The sequence below is a fragment of the Pseudoroseomonas cervicalis genome (genome assembly GCF_030818485.1).
In the GTDB taxonomy this organism is placed as follows: domain Bacteria; phylum Pseudomonadota; class Alphaproteobacteria; order Acetobacterales; family Acetobacteraceae; genus Pseudoroseomonas; species Pseudoroseomonas cervicalis_A.
This window is the reverse complement of record NZ_JAUTAJ010000002.1, coordinates 105,266-121,790: the sequence shown is the minus strand read 5'-3', so window position 1 is coordinate 121,790 and position 16,525 is coordinate 105,266. Positions and strand designations below refer to the sequence as shown.

The 16,525-nt window shown below is 71.6% G+C and carries 16 protein-coding genes; 4 read left to right on the top strand and 12 right to left on the bottom strand.

All coding sequences use genetic code 11. The features are described from left to right. The first annotated feature begins 11 nt into the window (after positions 1–11). Positions 12–623 carry a cysteine hydrolase family protein gene (locus QE401_RS01210; protein WP_307136430.1) on the top strand — a complete coding sequence of 204 codons (612 nt, stop codon included), beginning with the start codon at positions 12–14 and terminating at the stop codon, positions 621–623. 36 nt (positions 624–659) lie between these two features. Here QE401_RS01210 and QE401_RS01205 read toward each other — a convergent pair whose 3' ends face one another. The 4 genes from QE401_RS01205 to QE401_RS01190 all read right to left on the bottom strand — a co-directional run bounded on the left by QE401_RS01205 (position 660) and on the right by QE401_RS01190 (position 6,013). Beyond that, on the bottom strand, positions 660–1,721 hold the full coding sequence (locus QE401_RS01205; protein WP_307136429.1) for an ABC transporter ATP-binding protein: 1,062 nt from the start codon (positions 1,719–1,721) through the stop codon (positions 660–662). Beyond that, complete coding sequence (locus QE401_RS01200) at positions 1,718–3,916, bottom strand: ABC transporter permease (RefSeq protein ID WP_307136428.1); 2,199 nt, start codon at positions 3,914–3,916, stop codon at positions 1,718–1,720. Before QE401_RS01200 ends, QE401_RS01205 begins: the two co-directional genes overlap by 4 nt. A 7-nt stretch (positions 3,917–3,923) precedes the next feature. After that, on the bottom strand, positions 3,924–4,964 hold the full coding sequence (locus tag QE401_RS01195; RefSeq protein ID WP_307136427.1) for an ABC transporter substrate-binding protein: 1,041 nt from the start codon (positions 4,962–4,964) through the stop codon (positions 3,924–3,926). Between the two features lie 104 nt (positions 4,965–5,068). Continuing rightward, entirely contained in the window at positions 5,069–6,013 is a 945-nt protein-coding gene (locus QE401_RS01190) for a LysR substrate-binding domain-containing protein (RefSeq protein ID WP_307136426.1), read from the bottom strand. A 100-nt stretch (positions 6,014–6,113) separates the two neighbouring features. Between QE401_RS01190 and QE401_RS01185 the strand changes: the two genes are divergently transcribed. The 3 genes from QE401_RS01185 to hemH all read left to right on the top strand — a co-directional run bounded on the left by QE401_RS01185 (position 6,114) and on the right by hemH (position 9,781). Next, positions 6,114–7,604: a catalase gene (locus tag QE401_RS01185; RefSeq protein ID WP_307136425.1), complete on the top strand. Its 1,491-nt coding sequence runs from the start codon at positions 6,114–6,116 to the stop codon at positions 7,602–7,604. Positions 7,605–7,754: 150 nt separating this feature from the next. Beyond that, on the top strand, positions 7,755–8,756 hold the full coding sequence (gene hemC / locus QE401_RS01180) for a hydroxymethylbilane synthase (protein ID WP_307136424.1): 1,002 nt from the start codon (positions 7,755–7,757) through the stop codon (positions 8,754–8,756). After that, positions 8,753–9,781, top strand: a complete 1,029-nt coding sequence (hemH, locus tag QE401_RS01175; protein ID WP_307136423.1) for a ferrochelatase — start codon at positions 8,753–8,755, stop codon at positions 9,779–9,781. The genes hemC and hemH overlap by 4 nt, the downstream gene beginning before the upstream one ends. 81 nt (positions 9,782–9,862) lie before the next feature. On the opposite strand, the gene QE401_RS01170 is transcribed toward hemH, so the two are convergent. From QE401_RS01170 to catC, 8 genes are all read right to left on the bottom strand, one after another. Beyond that, a complete protein-coding gene (locus QE401_RS01170) occupies positions 9,863–10,525 on the bottom strand; it encodes a hypothetical protein (protein ID WP_307136422.1) in 663 nt (220 codons plus the stop codon). A 42-nt stretch (positions 10,526–10,567) separates the two neighbouring features. Then, positions 10,568–11,044, bottom strand: a complete 477-nt coding sequence (locus QE401_RS01165) for a hypothetical protein (RefSeq protein ID WP_307136421.1) — start codon at positions 11,042–11,044, stop codon at positions 10,568–10,570. A gap of 193 nt (positions 11,045–11,237) precedes the next feature. Next, entirely contained in the window at positions 11,238–12,467 is a 1,230-nt protein-coding gene (locus QE401_RS01160) for a metal-dependent hydrolase family protein (RefSeq protein WP_307136420.1), read from the bottom strand. Between the two features lie 88 nt (positions 12,468–12,555). Further along, on the bottom strand, positions 12,556–13,500 hold the full coding sequence (glk, locus tag QE401_RS01155) for a glucokinase (protein WP_307136419.1): 945 nt from the start codon (positions 13,498–13,500) through the stop codon (positions 12,556–12,558). A 77-nt stretch (positions 13,501–13,577) separates the two neighbouring features. After that, positions 13,578–14,222: a hypothetical protein gene (locus tag QE401_RS01150; RefSeq protein WP_307136418.1), complete on the bottom strand. Its 645-nt coding sequence runs from the start codon at positions 14,220–14,222 to the stop codon at positions 13,578–13,580. A gap of 157 nt (positions 14,223–14,379) precedes the next feature. Next, positions 14,380–15,294, bottom strand: coding sequence for an MBL fold metallo-hydrolase (locus QE401_RS01145; RefSeq protein ID WP_307136417.1), 915 nt, complete (start codon positions 15,292–15,294; stop codon positions 14,380–14,382). Positions 15,295–15,310: 16 nt separating this feature from the next. Further along, entirely contained in the window at positions 15,311–16,231 is a 921-nt protein-coding gene (locus QE401_RS01140; protein ID WP_307136416.1) for an SMP-30/gluconolactonase/LRE family protein, read from the bottom strand. Next, positions 16,228–16,521 carry a muconolactone Delta-isomerase gene (gene catC / locus QE401_RS01135; protein ID WP_307136415.1) on the bottom strand — a complete coding sequence of 98 codons (294 nt, stop codon included), beginning with the start codon at positions 16,519–16,521 and terminating at the stop codon, positions 16,228–16,230. The genes QE401_RS01140 and catC overlap by 4 nt, the downstream gene beginning before the upstream one ends. Positions 16,522–16,525 lie beyond the last annotated feature (4 nt).

Sequence of the window (16,525 nt, the reverse complement as noted above, 5' to 3'; positions counted from 1 at the left end):
GAGGGCACATCATGGCCGCGAAACGCGGGCTCCGCTACGGCCCCTTGGGGGCGCGTTGCCACCATCTCTGCGTCGACATGCAGAACCTCTTCGCCGAAGGCTCCGCCTGGCACACGCCCTGGATGGCGCGTGTGCTGCCGGTGGTGGAGCGGCTGGCGGAGGCGCAGCCGGCGCAGACCATCTTCACCCGCTTCATCCCGCAGCCCCGCCCCGGCGAGGGCAAGGGCGCCTGGCGCCGCTACTACGAGAACTGGCCGCAGATGACGCTGCAGGCGCTGCCGCCGGACGCGGTGGAGCTGCTGCCCAGCCTGCGCCGCTTCACCCCGCCGGCGCCGGTCATCGACAAGACGGTGTATTCGCCCTGGCTGGAGGACGGGCTGGAGACGCTGCTGCAGGAGCGGGGCGTGGACACGCTGATCATCAGCGGGGCGGAGACGGATGTCTGCGTGCTGGCCGCCGTGCTGGGCGCGGTGGATCGCGGCTATCGCGTGGTGGTGCCGGTGGATGCTATCTGCTCCTCCTCCGACCGCACGCATGACGCGCTGCTGACGCTCTACCAGGAGCGCTTCGGCCAGCAGATCGAGGCCGCGGCGACGGAGGAGATTCTCCGCGCCTGGCCGTGAGCGGGGCGGGGGCGTGCGGCGCCCCCGCCCGGCGCGTCACTCCGCCAGCACGGCGATGCCGCTGCCACCGACGCCGATGCCCACCGCATCGCCCGCCGCCAGATGCGGGCCTGACGCCGGCGCGGTGATGAAGACCGGGCCCAGCTTCGTCTCCACCGTGTACTCCATGATGCCGCCGAGATAGGCGGCCTTGGCGACGCGGCCGGTGGTCGCGGCCTCCGGCGCATCGGGGGGCAGCAGGCGCACCGCCTCGGGCCGCAGCGCCACCTGCGCGGCACCCGGGGCCCGGCCGCGATGCGGCAGCATCAGCCGCGCCTGGCCCAGCACCACCTCGGCCAGCTCGCCCTCGATGCGGCCGATCGTCACCGGCAGCTGGTTGGCATCGCCGATGAAGCCGGCGACGAAGGCGTTGCGCGGCGCCTCATAGAGCTCGGAGGGTGTGCCCTCCTGCGCGATCACCGCATTGTTCATGACGATGATCTTGTCGCTGATCGCCAGCGCCTCGCTCTGGTCATGCGTCACATAGACCACCGTGACGCCGAGGCGCTGCTGCAGCTCGCGGATCTCCTCGCGCATGTGGCGGCGGAGCCGAGCGTCGAGATTGGAGAGCGGCTCGTCGAACAGCAGCACGGAGGGTTCCAGCACCAGCGCGCGCGCCACCGCGACGCGCTGCTGCTGGCCGCCCGACAGCTCGGAGGGCAGGCGGGCGTCGAAACCGGCCAGCCCCACCGAGTTCAGCGCGGCCTTCGCCGCCTCCATCGCCTCCCGCTTCGGGCGGCCGGAGACGGTCAGGCCATAGGCGACATTCTCCAGCACGCTCATATGCGGGAACAGCGCGTAGGACTGGAACACCATGGAGACGTCGCGCTCGGCCGGCGGCAGGCCGGAGACGTCGCGGCCGCCGATCATCACCTGGCCCTCGGTCGGGTATTCCAGCCCGGCCACCATGCGCAGGATTGTCGTCTTGCCGCAGCCCGAGGGGCCGAGCAGCGTGCAGAGCTGCCCGGCGGGGATGGTGAAGGACACGTTCCGCACCGCGGTCGCCGTGCCGAAGCGCTTGACGACGTTGTTGAAGCGGATCTCGGCGGCGCGGCTCATGCGGCGGTTCCTGCAACGGGAGTGGCGGCGCGGCGGCCGATGCGGCGGCGGCCGACCGCCAGCTGCGCCAGGCCGAGCACGGCCAGCATCAGCACGATCAGCGCGACGGCGACGGCAATGGCCAGGCCGTAATCGCCATTGATGACGCGGTTGACGATGAAGACGGTCGCCAGCTCGGTCTCGGCGGTGACGAGGAAGATGACCGCGCTGATCGTCGTCATGGCGCGGACGAAGGCGTAGGTGAGGCCGGCGATCAGCGCGGGGCGCAGCAGCGGCATCAGCACGCGGCGGAAGGCGTCCATGCCACCGCCGCCCAGCGTGTGCGAGGCCTCGTCCAGCGAGCGGTCGATCTGCGCCATCGCCGCCATGCCGGAGCGCAAGCCCACCGGCAGATTGCGGAAGATGAAGCAGAGCACGATGATCGCCCCCGTCCCCGCCAGCTCCAGCGGGGGGAGGTTGAAGGCGCGCAGATAGGCGACGCCGATCACCGTGCCGGGCACGGCGAAGGAGAGCAGGGTCGCGAATTCCAGGACGCCCCGCCCGGCGAAGCGGGTGCGGCTGAACAGCCAGGCCGCCAGGATGCCGAGCATGGCGGTGATGGGGGCGGCGATGGCCGAGAGCTCCAGCGTGGTCAGCACGCTGTTCCAGGCCATGCCGGTCAGCTGCAGCCCGTCCGCCCATTCGAAGTCGAAGGCCTTGACCATGTGGCGCAGCGTCGGCGTGTAGTCGCGGCCCCAGATCTCGACGAAGGCGCCGGAGATGGCCAGCACATAGAGCGCGATGGTCAGCCCCGCCCAGGGCAGCGCCAGGGACAGGCACAGCCGGCGGATGCGCGGCGGCAGCGCCGGCGGCAGGCCGGAATCGCCCTTGCCGCCGATCGAGACGAAGGATTTGCGGCCGCCTGTCAGCCGCTGCTGCGCGATGAAGATCAGGCAGGCCAGCGCCAGCAGCACCAGCGACAGCGCCGCCGCCCGGCCCGGATCGGCCTGGGCGCCGACCACCGCGAAGAAGATCTCGGTGGCCAGCACGTTGAAGCTGCCGCCCAGCACCACGGCATTGCCGAAATCGGCGATGCTCTCGATGAAGCCGAGCAGGAAGGCATTGGCCAGCCCCGGCATCAGCAGCGGCAGGGTGACGGTGCGGAAGGTCTTCTCCGGCGAGGCGCGCAGCATCGACGCCGCTTCCTCGAGCGTCGGCGACAGCCCCTCGACCACGCCGATCAGCACCAGGAAGGCGATCGGGGTGAAGGCGAAGAGCTGCGCCAGCAGCAGGCCCGGCAGGCCATAGATCCAGCGGCCGAGCTCGATGCCGAACCAGTTGGCCGCCGCCAGCGAGACCAGGCCGGAGCGGCCGAAGATCAGGATCAGCCCGAGGCCCAGGATGAAGGGCGGCGTGACGATGGGCAGCACGGTCAGCCAGCGCAGCGGCGCCGCGTAGCGCAGCCGCCCGCGGGTGACCAGCAGGGCGAAGGCGAGGCCGAGGGCGGTGGTGCCGAAGCCCACCAGCGTGGCCAGGAAGACGGTGTTCCACACCACGCCGCAGCGCGGCGCGCCCGCCAGGCAGCCCAGCCCCCAGAGCCGGTCATCCAGCAGCCGCGGCGCCGAGGCCAGCGGGCTGAAGGCGCCCGCCGGGTCGCGGAAGGCATCGCCCAGCAGCGCCGCGATGGGCAGGAAGGTGAAGAGCAGCACGCCGACGCCGATGGCCACCGCCGCGCTGGCGGTGAAGGCATCGCCGCGGAAGGCGCCGCGCCCGGCCAGCCCCGCCGCCAGCACCTGGCAGAGGCCCAGCGCCACGACGGCGCCGCCCCAGCCGATGCCGAATTGCCGGTCCTCCATCGGGCCGAACAGGCCTTCCAGCCAGGCATGGTTCCAGCCGCGCACGCCGATGGCCTCGCCCTGCGCCACCAGAAGCAGCAGGCCGAGCCCGCCCGCCAACAGATAGAGATCGGCGCGGCGGGCACGCGGCAGGGGGGCGAGCCCCGCCGCCAGCGCCAGCGCCGGGGCCAGCACCGCGGGCCAGAGCCACCAGCGGCCCTGGCTCAGCGCCTGGCCCAGGGCCGGGGCGTAATCGGGGTCGTTCAGCCAGGCGAAGCCGGCCAGGGGAGTCGTGAGGATCCCGTCCTGGAGCAGGTACCAGGGCAGGAGCAGCGCGGCGACCAGGGTGATCGCCGCGCCGGACAGGCCGGCTGCGCGCATGGTCGGATCAGCGCGGCAGGCTGTTGACTTCGCGGTCCCAGCGCTCGATCAGCCGCCGCCGCTCCGCGCTGGTGCCGTATTTGGCGAAGTCGTAGTCGATCAGGCGGATCTGGCTCATCTGCGGCGCCTCGGCCGGCACGGGGGTGTTGCGGTTGGACGGCGTCTGGAAGGATTTCGCCTCGGCGGCGACGCGCTGGCCCTCGGGCGACAGCGCCCAGTCATAGAAGCGGCGGGCATTGCGCTCATTGCGGGCGCCGCGGATGATCGACATGGAGCCGATCTCGTAGCCCGTGCCCTCGCAGGGCACCGCATAGCCCACCGGGAAGCCGCCCAGCCGCTCGGTCACCACGTCATGCACGAAGGAGATGGAGACCCCCGTCTCGCCCCGCGCCACCGCCTTGACCGGCGCCGTGCCGCTGCGCGGATAGGCATTGATGTTGCGGTGCAGCTGGCGGAGATAGTCGAAGGCCGGCTCCTCCCCCATCACCTGCACCATGGTCGCGATCATCACATAGGCGGTGCCGCTGGATTGCGGGTTGGCCATCTGGATCTCGTTGCGGAAGGGCCCGGTCAGCAGGTCGCGCCAGCAGGCGGGGGGCGTGATGCCGCGGCGGGCCAGCAGCTCGGTGTTGAAGCCGAAGCCCAGCGCGCCGGCATAGATGCCGACCGTGCGATACTGGGAATCGCGCGCCTGCTTCTGCGCCCAGTCATGCAGCTGGTCGAGCAGGGGGGAACGGTACTCGGCGCTCAGATTGTCCTCGGCCGCCTGCAGATGCGGGTCGCCGGTGCCGCCATACCAGATGTCGCCGCGCGGGTTCTGCGCCTCGGCGCGGATCTGCGCCAGCACCTCGCCGCTGCCCTTCTGCGACATGTTGACGCGGATGCCGGTCTCACGCGCGAAGGCATTGGCCGCCGCCTGGCACCATTCGACCAGCGCCGAGCAGTAGATGTTGAGGCTGCCCTGGGCGGCGGCGGGCTTGGCCGCCAGGCCGGCGGCCAGGACAAAGCCGGCACCCAGCAGGGCGCGGCGCAGCGAGATCGTGTTCATGGGTCTTCCCCCCTCTCCGCCCTCGGGGGGCGGCGCGTTGAGCTGGCGGACCCTTCAATGCAACAAAACTGTCATATTCACAATGAGGACAGGTGGAATCGCGCTCAGCCGGGGACGCCATCGGGCGCCGGCGGCAGCGGCGCCGTCTCGCGCAGGAAGCCGGCCAGCGCGCGAAAACTCTCCCGACGCGGGTCGGTGCCGCGCCAGACCAGGCCGATGCGCCGCCCGGCCTCGGCATCCTCCAGCCGGCGCAGCGCCACCAGCCCGCCCAGATCGCTGCGCCCCTGCGCCGCCAGCTGCGGCAGCAGGGAGATCCCCTCCCCGGCGGCGATCATGTGGCGCAGCATCTCCAGGCTGGTGGCGAAGCGGCTGTCGCGCTCGCCGCGCGGCACGGCGCAGAGGGAGAGCGCCTGGTCGCGCAGGCAATGCCCCTCCTCCAGCAGCAGCAGGTCGCTACCGCGCAGATCGGCCAGCGTCAGCTCCGGCTGGTCGAGCAGCCCATGCCCCTGCGGGCAGGCCAGCAGGAAGGGCTCGAAGAAGAGCGGCGCGGCGGCCAGGCTGTCGGAGGGCGCCGGCAGGGCGATCAGCGCCGCATCCAGCTCGCCCTGCTCCAGCGCCGCCACCAGGGCGGCGGTGCGCCCCTCCTGCAGCCGCAGCACCAGCCGGGGGAAGCGGTCGCGCACCGCGCGCAGCACGCCGGGCAGGTAATAGGGGCCGAGGGTCGCGATCACCCCCAGTCGCAGCGGGCCCGAGAGCGGCTCGGCCTGCTGCTGGGCCAGGTCGAGCAGCCCGCGCGCGGCGCGCGTCACCGCCCGGGCCTGGGCCAGCAGCGCCTCGCCCTGCGGGGTCACCTCCACCCGGCGGGCGGCGCGCTCGAACAGGGCGACGCCCAGCAGCGCCTCCAGCTTGCGGATCTGCTCGGACAGCGCCGGCTGGCTGACGCCGCAGCGCTCCGCGGCACGACCGAAATGTCGCATTTCCGCAACGGTCACGGCATATTCCAGGTCGCGCAGGGACAGGCCTGCGAGCGTCGAAGGGGGGGCCGGCATTCTTCGGTTTTCCCTATCGCACGAAAATACAAGATCGATTTAACCGATCGAAGCGAGGCTGTTAAGTCAGTTCGCACCCCTGCCAGAGGAGCTGCCAGAAATGTCCGAGACCCAGCGCCCGACCCTGACCACCACCGCCGGCGCCCCGGTGCCCGACAACCAGAATTCGCTCTCCGCCGGGCCGCGCGGCCCGCTGCTGCTGCAGGACTACCAGCTGATCGAGAAGCTGGCGCACCAGAACCGCGAGCGCATCCCCGAGCGCGTGGTGCATGCCAAGGGCTCCGGCGCCTATGGCACCCTGACCATCACCAACGACATCACGAAATACACCAAGGCGAAGCTGTTCGACGGCATCGGCAAGCAGACTGAGGTTCTGCTGCGCTTCTCCACCGTCGCCGGCGAGCGCGGCGCGGCCGATGCCGAGCGCGATGTGCGCGGCTTCGCGCTGAAATTCTACACCGAGGAGGGCAATTGGGACCTCGTCGGCAACAACACGCCGGTCTTCTTCATCCGCGACCCGGTGAAGTTCCCCGATTTCATCCGCACCCAGAAGCGCCACCCGGCGACCAATATGCGCTCGCCGACCGCCATGTGGGATTTCTGGTCGCTCTCGCCCGAGAGCCTGCACCAGGTGACCATCCTGTTCAGCGATCGCGGCCTGCCGCAGGGCTACCGCTTCGTGAACGGCTATGGCAGCCACACCTTCTCCTTCTGGAACGATGCCGGCGAGCGCTACTGGGTGAAGTTCCACTTCAAGTGCATGCAGGGCATCAAGACCTGGACGAATGACGAGGGCAACGCCGTCATCGCGCATGACCGCGAGAGCTCGCAGCGCGACCTGTACGAGGCGATCGAGCGGGGCGAATTCCCGCGCTGGCGCATGTGCGTGCAGATCATGCCGGAGCTGGATGCGGAGAAGACCGCCTACAACCCCTTCGACCTGACCAAGGTCTGGCCGCATGCCGACTACCCGCTGATCGAGGTCGGCATCCTCGAGCTGAACCGCAACGCCAAGCACTATTTCGCCGAGATCGAGCAATCCTCCTTCTCGCCCTCGAACATCGTGCCCGGCATCGGCTTCTCGCCGGACAAGATGCTGCAGGGCCGCATCTTCGCCTATGCGGATGCGCATCGCTACCGCGTCGGCACGCATTACGAGGCGCTGCCGGTGAACCGCCCGAAGGCGCAGGTGCATCACTACCACGCCGATGGCGCCATGCGCTTCGACGCGCCGGTGGGGACGGATGCCTATTACGAGCCGAACTCCTTCAACGGCCCGGTCGAGGCGAAATCCGCCCAGGAGCCGCCGCTGCGCATCACCGGCGATGCCGACCGCTACAACCACCGCGAGGGCAATGACGATTACAGCCAGCCCCGCGCGCTGTTCCACCTGCTCGGCGCCGAGCAGCAGCAGCGGCTGTTCAAGAATATCGCCGGCGCCATGCAGGGCGTGCCGCAATTCATCATCGACCGGCAGCTCGGGCATTTCGAGAAGGTGGACCCGGCCTATGCCGCCGGTGTGGCCGAGGCGCTGAAGCATCTGCAGCCGGAAGCGGATTCCGCGCCGACCAACGCGCAGGCCGCCGAGTGACCCGATGCGGAGGGGGCGCGGCGCGCCCCTTCCACCCTCCGGGGCGCGGCGGCCACTGATACCCCTGCCGCCGCGCCGCACGGGGGCGGGCCGGCCATACTTCGCCGGCCCGCAGCCCCTCCCCGGCCTCTGACCTGCCTGGAGCCGCCCATGTCCGCCGCCTTGCAGCATGCCGCGCCCGGCGCGGCGGTGACCATCCCGTCGCGTCCGCGCCGCCCCCTGCGCGCCGGCGCCGCGCCGCTGCGCGCCGGCACCCGCGCCTCCCCCCTGGCGCTGCGCCAGACGGCGCTGGTGCTGGCGGCGCTGGGCGAGGCGCGCGCCCTGCCGGTGCCGCTCTCCACCAGCGGCGATGCCGAGCAGCGCCGCCGCCTGGCGGAGCTGGGCGGCAAGGGCCTGTTCGCCAAGGAGATCCATGAGGCGCTGCTGGACGGCCGGGTCGATTTCGCCGTGCACAGCCTGAAGGATCTGGAGACCGAGCTGCCGCCCGGCCTGGTCATCGCCGCCTGCCTGCCGCGCGAGGATGCGCGCGACGCGCTGCTGCTGGCCCCCGCCTGCCCGCCGGAGGAGCGCGCCCTGCCGCTGGGCTTCCTGCCGGTGGGGGCGCGCATCGGCACCGCCTCGGCGCGGCGGGCGGCGCAGCTGCGGCATCTGCGCCCGGATCTGCGCTTCGGCCTGCTGCGCGGCAATGTGCAGACGCGGCTGGGCCGGCTGGAACAGGGCGATTTCGCCGTGACGGTGCTGGCCATGGCCGGGCTGAAGCGGCTGGACCTCGCCGCCCGCGCCACCCGGGTGCTCTCCCCGGAGGAGATGCTGCCGGCGGCCGGCCAGGGTGTCATCGCCGTCACCGCCCGCGCGGGGGATGACGCGCTGCGCGAGCGGCTGGCAGCCATCGACCATGCAGAGACCCGCCTGGCCGCGGCCGCCGAGCGTGCCCTGCTGGCGGCGCTGGAAGGTTCCTGCCGCACGCCGGTCGGCGCCCATGCCGTGCTGGATGGCAGCGGCGCGCTGCGGCTGACCGGGCTGGTGGCGCGGGAGGACGGCACCTTCCTGCTGCGCCGCCGGATCAGCGGGTCCGCGGCCGATGCCGCGCGCCTCGGCGCGGCGCTGGGCGCGGAGCTGCGCGCCGACAGCCCGGCGGATCTCTTCGCATGAGCTTCCTCTCCGCCACCCCGCCCCGCCCGCTGCGGCGCGCGGCCAGCGAGACCGGGCGCAGCGGCGTGCTGCTGGTCAATCTCGGAACGCCCGATTCCACGCGCTACTGGGATGTGCGGCGCTATTTGTCGGAATTCCTCTCCGACCGGCGCGTCATCGAGATCAATCCGCTGCTCTGGCAGCCGCTGCTGCAGGGCGTCATCCTGACGACGCGCCCCTTCCGCAGCGGCGCGGCCTATCGCCGCATCTGGAACACGGCGCTGGATGAATCGCCGCTGCGCAGCTTCACCCGCAGCCAGGCGGAGAAGCTGCAGCACGCCTTCCCGGAGGACGGCCCGCTGATCGACTGGGCCATGCGCTATGGCCGCCCCAGCATCGCGGAAAAGCTGGAGGCGATGCAGGACCAGGGCTGCGACCGCATCCTGGTGGTGCCGCTCTACCCGCAATACAGCGCCACCACCACGGCGACGGTAAACGACCAGGTGTTCCGCGCGCTGATGCGCATGCGGCGCCAGCCCACCATCCGCATCGCGCCGCCCTTCCCCGATCATCCGCTCTATATCGAGGGTCTGGCGAAATCGGTGCGCGAGACGCTGGCAACCCTGCCGCAGGCGCCGCAGCTGCTGGTCGCCTCCTTCCACGGGCTGCCGCGCCGCTATGTCAAGGCGGGCGATCCCTATCCGGCGGAGTGCAACCGCACCATGCGGGCGCTGCGCGCTTCGCTCGGCCTGACGGCGCGGGACTTCCCGATGACCTTCCAGTCCCGCTTCGGCCGCGAGCCCTGGCTGGAACCCTATACGGATGAGCGCATCACCAGCCTGCCGAAGCGCGGCATCACCCGGGTCGCGGTGATCACGCCGGGCTTCCTGTCCGATTGCATCGAGACGCTGGACGAGATCGGCCACGAGCTGCGCGAGGAGTTCCTCGAGGCCGGTGGCGAGACGCTGACCGTTATCCCCTGCCTGAACGACACGCCGGATGCGATCCGCCTGCTGCGGGCGCTGGTGCGGGACAACATGTTCTAGCCGCGCAGGCGCCAGGGCACCGCCCCCGCGGCGGATCGCTCCGCCGCGGTGACAGTGCCCTGTGCCGCCCTGCCGCCGGGATCAGATCCGGCGGTCAGGGGTGCTCACGCCCGGGGCGGTGAAGCTGCGGCCGGCCGGGGTGCCGGGCAGATCTGCCGCATGCGGCTCGTCGCGATAGCCTTCCCAGCCGCCGGCGCGATACTCGGCCTCGCGCGCATTGACATCGACCGGGTTGTGGCGGGCCAGGATGGCCTCGGCCTCGGCGGCGCGCGCATCATTGGTGCGCACCACCACCATGCTGCCACCGCGCTTCATGCCCTCGGCATAGACGGGCGCCTCGCGCTCGCTGACACCGGCGCCGGTCAGGCTGCCGATCAGGCCGCCCGCCGCCGCACCGGCGCCGGCGCCGGTCAGCGCCGCGACCAGCGCGCCCGCCGCCACGATCGGGCCGATACCCGGAATGGCCAGGGCGCCCAGCCCCGCCGCCAGGCCGGCGCCGCCGCCGACCACGGTGCCCAGCGTCGCGCCGATGCCGGCGCCGGATTTGGTCTTCTCGACCGAGCGATCCTCCGTCACCGGATCGACGCCGGGGCGCGGATCGACGGTGCTGGAATAGTGGCCGTCATGATTGTTGGCGATGACGCCGACATCATCATGGTTGAAGCCCGCGGCCTCGAGATCGCGCACCGCCGCCAGGGCATGGTCGCGCGTGTCGAACAGGCGGGTGATCGTCCTGTTGTTCATGGGGAATGCCTTTCTGTCAGGGTGAGGGGACGCGGCGCGCGATCAGCGCGCCGGCGCGTTCCCGGTCACCACATTGCCCTGGAAGTCCAGCCCGACATCGGCCTGGGTGCCGTTGCGCATCGCGCGGCCGCGCCACACGCCCTGGTCGTCCTTGCGCAGGTCGCGGACATCGGTGTAGCCGGCGGCCTCGATGCGGCTGCGCGCCTGGCCCTCGGTGAAGCTGTTGGCACCCTGGGCCGGGGTGGTGGTGGTGGGCGGGCTGTCGGTGCCGGGCGCGTTGGCGCCGCCGGTGCTGGGCCGCTCGGTGCGGCTGCCATCGGCCGGCGCCGGATTCATGCCGGGGGCCGGGGCCGCGCCGGTCGCACCCGTGCCGGGCGTGCCCTGCTGCATCGTCGTGCCGCCGCCGCGCGGCGCCTCGGGCGAGCCCGCCGTGCCGGTGCCGCCCGTCGCCTGGGCCATCGCGGCCGGCGCCGCCAGAAGGGCTGCCGCAAGGGCAAAAGCCGTGGTCGTGGAGCGCATGCTGGTCTCCCTTATGGTCATGGCCCCTCTTTCGGGGCCTTGTGCCAGGAAGAACGGCTTGACCACCGCCATGTTTTCAGCATGCGGCCAATAAAAAGCGGTCATCTCTCTCAGAAAAAATCAAACAAAAACTCCGGAACCTTTCGGCTCCGGAGTTGTTGGCGCGGCCCGGTTCAAGCCATGCTTCGCCGCATCAATCGATGCGGTGAACGAAACGACCCTCGCGCAGGATCGCCTTCAGCGCGCCTTCCTCCCGGTGCAGCAGGCCGAGATCGCGCAGCGGGTCGCCCTCGATCACCAGCAGGTCGGCGCTGGCGCCGGGGATGATCTCGCCCACCTCGCCCTCCAGCCCGCACAGCTTCGCCGCCACGATGGTGGCGCTGGCGATCACCTCGGCCGCCGGCATCACCCGTCCGCGCAGCTCGAACTCCAGCAGCTGGTATTTGTGCATCTCGCCCAGCAGGTCGGAGCCATAGGCCATGGCCAGCCCCGCCTCGCGCATGATCGAGAGGGATTCGAGGCCGGAGCGCCGCACCGTCTCGATCTTGGCGACCGAATCCGGCTTCAGCCCGAGCGAGGCGCCCTCGCGCGCCAGCGCCTCATAGGTGACCAGCGTCGGCACCGCGACGGCACCCTTCTCCGCCGCGAAGCCGGCGGTCTCCGCCGTGATCATGTTGCAATGCTCGAGCGAATGGATGCCGCATTCGACGGCACGGCGGATCGCCGCGTCGGTGTAGAGATGCGCCGAGACATAGGTGCCGAAATTCGCCGCCTCCTCGACGATGGCGATCAGCTCCTCGCGCGAATAGCCCAGCGCATGGATCGGGTCGGAGGGCGAGGCGACGCCGCCATTGGCCATCACCTTGATGAATTGCGCGCCCGCCCGCAGCTCCTGCCGCGCCGCCTGCCGCACCGCATCGACGCCATCGCAGACGCGGCCCAGCGCGCCGACCCGCTCGGCGAACATGCCCGGCCGGTCGTCGAAGCGCGGGCGCAGATCGGCGTGTCCACCGGTCTGGCTCAGCGCCTTGCCGCAGACCACCAGGCGGGGCGACTCCACCAGCCCTTCCTCCACCGCCTGGGCCAGGCCCGCATCGGCACCGCCGACATCGCGCACCGTGGTGAAGCCGCGCAGCAGCATGCCGCGCATCACCTTCGCCGCGCGCAGAGTCGCCAGCGAGGAAGGCTGCATGGCATTGGCGGCCAGATCGACCTGCGAGGCGATGACATGCACATGCGCGTCGATCAGCCCCGGCATCAGGGTGCGGCCGCGCAGCTCGACCCGCTCGGCGCTGGGGCTGCGGATCGGGGTGTCGGACACCTCGCGGATCCGCCCGCCCTCCACCAGCACCTCCAGCCCCTCGCGCAGCACGCCCTGGCGCGGGTCGAGGACCGGGCCGCCGGTGAACAGATAAGACGTCATGCCAACCTCCTGCCTCCCCTGAAGTGCCGGGGATGAGGCGCGCATGATGGCCCGGCCGCGCCGATGCGCAAGCCGGGCCGGCGGCCGATCAGAGATGGTAGGCGGCGGCCCCCAGCAGCCCGGTATGCGGCCGCACCACCTGGGTGATGGGGATGCGCTGCAGCAGCGTGCCGAAGCGGCCCTTGCCGGTGAAGCCGCGCTGCAGCGCGTCGCGATCCAGCAGCGGGCGCAGGGCGCGGGCCAGGCCGCCGGTCAGATAGACGCCGCCCTCGGTCAGCAGCGACAGCGCCAGATTGCCCATCACCCCGCCCAGCAGCCCGCAGAACAGCGAAATGGCCTGCAGGCTGACCGGGCAGCCGCGCTCGGCCCCGGCCGAGACGTCATGCGGGTCGGCGAAGCGCGGCGCCCCCTCCCCCGCCTGGGCCGCGAGATATTGCGCGATGGCCAGCAGGCCGGGGCCGGAGACGGCGCGCTCGGCCGAGACATGCCCGCCATGGTGCTGTCGCAGATGGCGCAGCAGCGCGTCCTGTTCCTCATCCTGCGGCGCGAAGGAGGCATGGCCGCCTTCGCTTGGCAGCACGCGGGGCCGGCCGCCCTGGTCGATCAGGAAGGCGACGCCGAGGCCGGTGCCCGGCCCGATCACCAGCCGCGGCGCGCCATCGCGGACCGGACCCTGCTTCAGCGGCGCCAGATCCTCGCCCTGCAGCAGCGGCACGGCCGAGGCCTGGGCCACGAAATCATTGATGATGACCAGCCGGTCCACCGCCAGCGCGGCCTCGGCGGCGCGGATGGAGAAGCGCCAGGAGCTGTTGGTGAAGGCGACCTCATCGCCCAGCACCGGGGTGGCGACGGCGAAGACCGCCTCCTGCACCCGCCGCCCCTGCAGATATTCGGCGGCCGCCTCGACCAGACCGGCATGCTCGGCCACCAGCAGCTTGCGCTCCTCGCGCGGCGGGCCGCCCGGATTGCACAGCGCGAAACGCGCATGGGTGCCGCCGATATCGCCGATCAGCCGCGTGACGGTCTCCGCCATTCATCCTCTCCTGCTGCCGCTCCGGTTGCAGATGGGGTCGCCCCGGTCCGCGGCAAAGTCAACGCGGGACCGGCCTGTCAGCTGCCGAAGGGCCGCCAGCCGGCGGCGATCACCAGCAGGCGCAGCGCCATGAGCAGCAGCGCCAAGGCCGACAGGCTGCGCCACACCGGCCAGCGATGCCGCAGCGCCCAGGGTGGCGCGGCCAGGATCAGCCCGAGGCCCAGCACCAGAAAAACGCCCCCCGCCAGGCCCAGCAGGAACAGCGGCAAGGCCAGGATCCCGCCCTCCGACACGCCCAGCAGCAGGCCCGTCGGCATGGCGACCAGCCAGGAGGTGCCGGTGGCCAGGGCCAGCAGCGGCCCCGCCCAGCGCGCCCGCCCCGGCAGCCAGAGCGGCGCGGCGGCGACCAGCGCCAGCCAGGCCAGATCCGCCAGGGTGAGCAGCCGGGGCAGAAGGGGCATGAGCCGGTCTTCCAGCCAGGGGAAGACGACCAGGGCCAGCGCGACCGGCACAGCCGCCACGCAGGCGCCGCCGCCGCCCCAGGCCAGGGCGCCCCAGCCACGCCCACCCGGCGGCCCCTGCCCGGCCAGCAGATACAGCGTGCCCATGCCCAGCACGGCCAGCGCCTGCGGCAGCAGCGCCCAGAGCGCGATGCCGGCGCCAAGGGCGGCCAGCCAGCCGAACGGCCCGGTCAGCAGCAGCAGAAGCAGCAGGCCGAGCATCAACGGCCCGGCCGAGGGTGCTGCCCTGGGCGGCGGAGGAGAAGCGGGCGGGGGGACGGCCGGGCCAGCCGCCTCGTCGATGGTCATGCCCACGGCCTAGCCCTGGCCAGGGCCGGCGGGCCAGGGGCGCGGGCTTCACTTTGCCGCGCCCGCCGGCTCAGAACTCCAGCCGGAAGGCCTCGGGCAGCAGGCGATAGCCCTGGCCCTCGCGCAGCAGATGCGCATAGCCCGGGAAGTGCAGATGCATGCCCGCCACCAGCAGCCGGTCACGCGCCACCATGTCGAAGGCGCGGCGGCGCGTGGCGATGGCCAGCTCCGGCTCGACATCGAATTGCATGGTCACCTCGGGGCGCGGCACCTGCACCTCCGGCACATGCACGATGTCGCCCCAGATCAGCAGCTGCTCCTGGCCCGAGCTGATGCGGAAGCCGCAATGGCCGGGGGTATGGCCGGGCAGATGCACCGCCGTGACACCCGGGAACAGCGCCGCCCCATCGACGAAGGGCTTCAGCCGGTCGCGATAGGGGGCGAGCTGCGCCTGGGCGGCGGCGAAATAGGGCACGCCCTGGCCGCTGGCGGCGGCGCGGGCGGCGGCGGCCTCGTCCCGCCAATAGGCCAGCTCGGCCTCGTGCAGCGCCAGCTCGGCATGCGGGAACAGCGCCTCGCCATGCACATCGGTCAGGCCATTGGCGTGGTCGGGGTGCAGATGCGTCATCAGCACCGTGTCCACCGCTTCCGGCGGCACCCCGGCGGCCGCCAGATGGGCAAACAGCTTGCCGGCGGAGGGCTGCAGATGCGGGCCGCAGCCGGTGTCGATCAGCGCCACCCGCCCGGCCGACCAGACCAGGAAGGTGTTGATGGCGGTGCGCCGCGGCGTCGGGCGGAAGGCGCCGACCAGCATGGCCGCCACCTCCTCCTGCGCGATGTTCTGCAGCGTGGCGTTGGAGCCGTTCAGGAAACCGTCGCTGACGGCGCTGACCACGATCTCCCCCACCCGGCGATGCATCAGCCCCGGCACCTGGGCCTGGGGCAGCCGCGCCTGCGGCAGCGGGGGCAGGGTTCTTTCGGTCACGGCTCTCTCCGTCATCTCAGCCATAGGCCAGGTGCAGCCCCGGCTCGGACCAGGGCAGCACCGCCAGCCGCCCGGTGGTGGACAGCGTCACATAGGCGGTGCGCAGATCCGCCCCGCCGAAGCAGATATTGGTGGGCATGCGGTCGGGCATCGTCACCACCTCCAGAATATCCCCGGCCGGCGAGACCGTGGTGATCTCCCCACTGACCAATGTGGCCACCACCACATTGCCCGAGGCGGCGACGGCCAGGCTGTCCAGCCGCCGGAAGCCCGGAAACTGGCAGAGCAGCCGCCCGCCATGCACGCTGGGCCAGGGCGCCTTGCGCAGCCGCCCGGGACCCAGAATGTCCCAGGCCCAGAGCCGCCCGGTCTCGGTCTCCGCCACATAGAGCACTTCGCCATCCGGCGACAGGCCGATGCCATTGCCGCCGCCAAAGACCGGATAGGCGGCCTCGACGATGCGCGAACCATCCTCGGCCGCCCAGTAGACACCGCCATGGTCGCGGTCGCGCGCCCGCACCTTGCCGAGATCGGTGAACCAGAAGCCGCCCTTGCCGTCGAAGACCAAATCGTTCGGCCCCTTCAGCGGCACGCCGTCGCAGCTGTCGTAAAGCCGGGTGATGGCGCCGGTGGCGGGGTCGATGCGCTCGATCCGCCCGCCGGAATAATCGGCCGCCTGCCCGGAGGGGCGCAGCAGCCCCTCCTCCTCATGCCAGGCGAAGCCGCCATTGTTGCAGAGATAGAGCGCGCCATCCGAACCGACCGCCAGCCCGTTCGGCGCGCCATCGACGGTGGCGATGGTGCTCTTCGCCCCATCCGCGGCGATGCGGGTGATGCGCTTCGCCTCCAGCTCCACCAGCGCCACGCTGCCATCGGCGAAGGCGACGGGGCCCTCGGGGAAACGCAGCCCCTCGGCCAGGATGCGCATCCCGCTCATGTCCGCGCCTCCGCCGGCAGGGCCGAGGGGTGCTGCGCCAGCGGCGTCACCGTGATGTCCATATAGGGAAACAGCGGCAGGCTGGAGAGCAGGCCGTGCAGCTCGTCATTGTCCGCCACGTCGAAGATCGAGATATTGGCGTAGCGGCCGGCGACGCGCCACAGATGCGGCCATTTGCCCTGGCGCTGGATCTCCTGGGCCACCGCCTTCTCGCGCGATTTCAGCGCATCGGCGCGGTCGGCCGGCATGTCGGGCGGCAGGCGCACCTGCATGGCGACGTGGAACAGCATGCTT

What these genes read in the sequence shown, in the direction of transcription:
- QE401_RS01210 (WP_307136430.1), top strand. Translation starts at nt 12, where the DNA reads ATGGCCGCGAAACGCGGGCTCCGCTACGGCCCCTTGGGGGCGCGTTGC.
- QE401_RS01205 (WP_307136429.1), bottom strand. Translation starts at nt 1,721, where the DNA reads ATGAGCCGCGCCGCCGAGATCCGCTTCAACAACGTCGTCAAGCGCTTC.
- QE401_RS01200 (WP_307136428.1), bottom strand. Translation starts at nt 3,916, where the DNA reads ATGCGCGCAGCCGGCCTGTCCGGCGCGGCGATCACCCTGGTCGCCGCG.
- QE401_RS01195 (WP_307136427.1), bottom strand. Translation starts at nt 4,964, where the DNA reads ATGAACACGATCTCGCTGCGCCGCGCCCTGCTGGGTGCCGGCTTTGTC.
- QE401_RS01190 (WP_307136426.1), bottom strand. Translation starts at nt 6,013, where the DNA reads ATGCCGGCCCCCCCTTCGACGCTCGCAGGCCTGTCCCTGCGCGACCTG.
- QE401_RS01185 (WP_307136425.1), top strand. Translation starts at nt 6,114, where the DNA reads ATGTCCGAGACCCAGCGCCCGACCCTGACCACCACCGCCGGCGCCCCG.
- hemC (WP_307136424.1), top strand. Translation starts at nt 7,755, where the DNA reads ATGTCCGCCGCCTTGCAGCATGCCGCGCCCGGCGCGGCGGTGACCATC.
- hemH (WP_307136423.1), top strand. Translation starts at nt 8,753, where the DNA reads ATGAGCTTCCTCTCCGCCACCCCGCCCCGCCCGCTGCGGCGCGCGGCC.
- QE401_RS01170 (WP_307136422.1), bottom strand. Translation starts at nt 10,525, where the DNA reads ATGAACAACAGGACGATCACCCGCCTGTTCGACACGCGCGACCATGCC.
- QE401_RS01165 (WP_307136421.1), bottom strand. Translation starts at nt 11,044, where the DNA reads ATGCGCTCCACGACCACGGCTTTTGCCCTTGCGGCAGCCCTTCTGGCG.
- QE401_RS01160 (WP_307136420.1), bottom strand. Translation starts at nt 12,467, where the DNA reads ATGACGTCTTATCTGTTCACCGGCGGCCCGGTCCTCGACCCGCGCCAG.
- glk (WP_307136419.1), bottom strand. Translation starts at nt 13,500, where the DNA reads ATGGCGGAGACCGTCACGCGGCTGATCGGCGATATCGGCGGCACCCAT.
- QE401_RS01150 (WP_307136418.1), bottom strand. Translation starts at nt 14,222, where the DNA reads ATGCTCGGCCTGCTGCTTCTGCTGCTGCTGACCGGGCCGTTCGGCTGG.
- QE401_RS01140 (WP_307136416.1), bottom strand. Translation starts at nt 16,231, where the DNA reads ATGAGCGGGATGCGCATCCTGGCCGAGGGGCTGCGTTTCCCCGAGGGC.
- catC (WP_307136415.1), bottom strand. Translation starts at nt 16,521, where the DNA reads ATGCTGTTCCACGTCGCCATGCAGGTGCGCCTGCCGCCCGACATGCCG.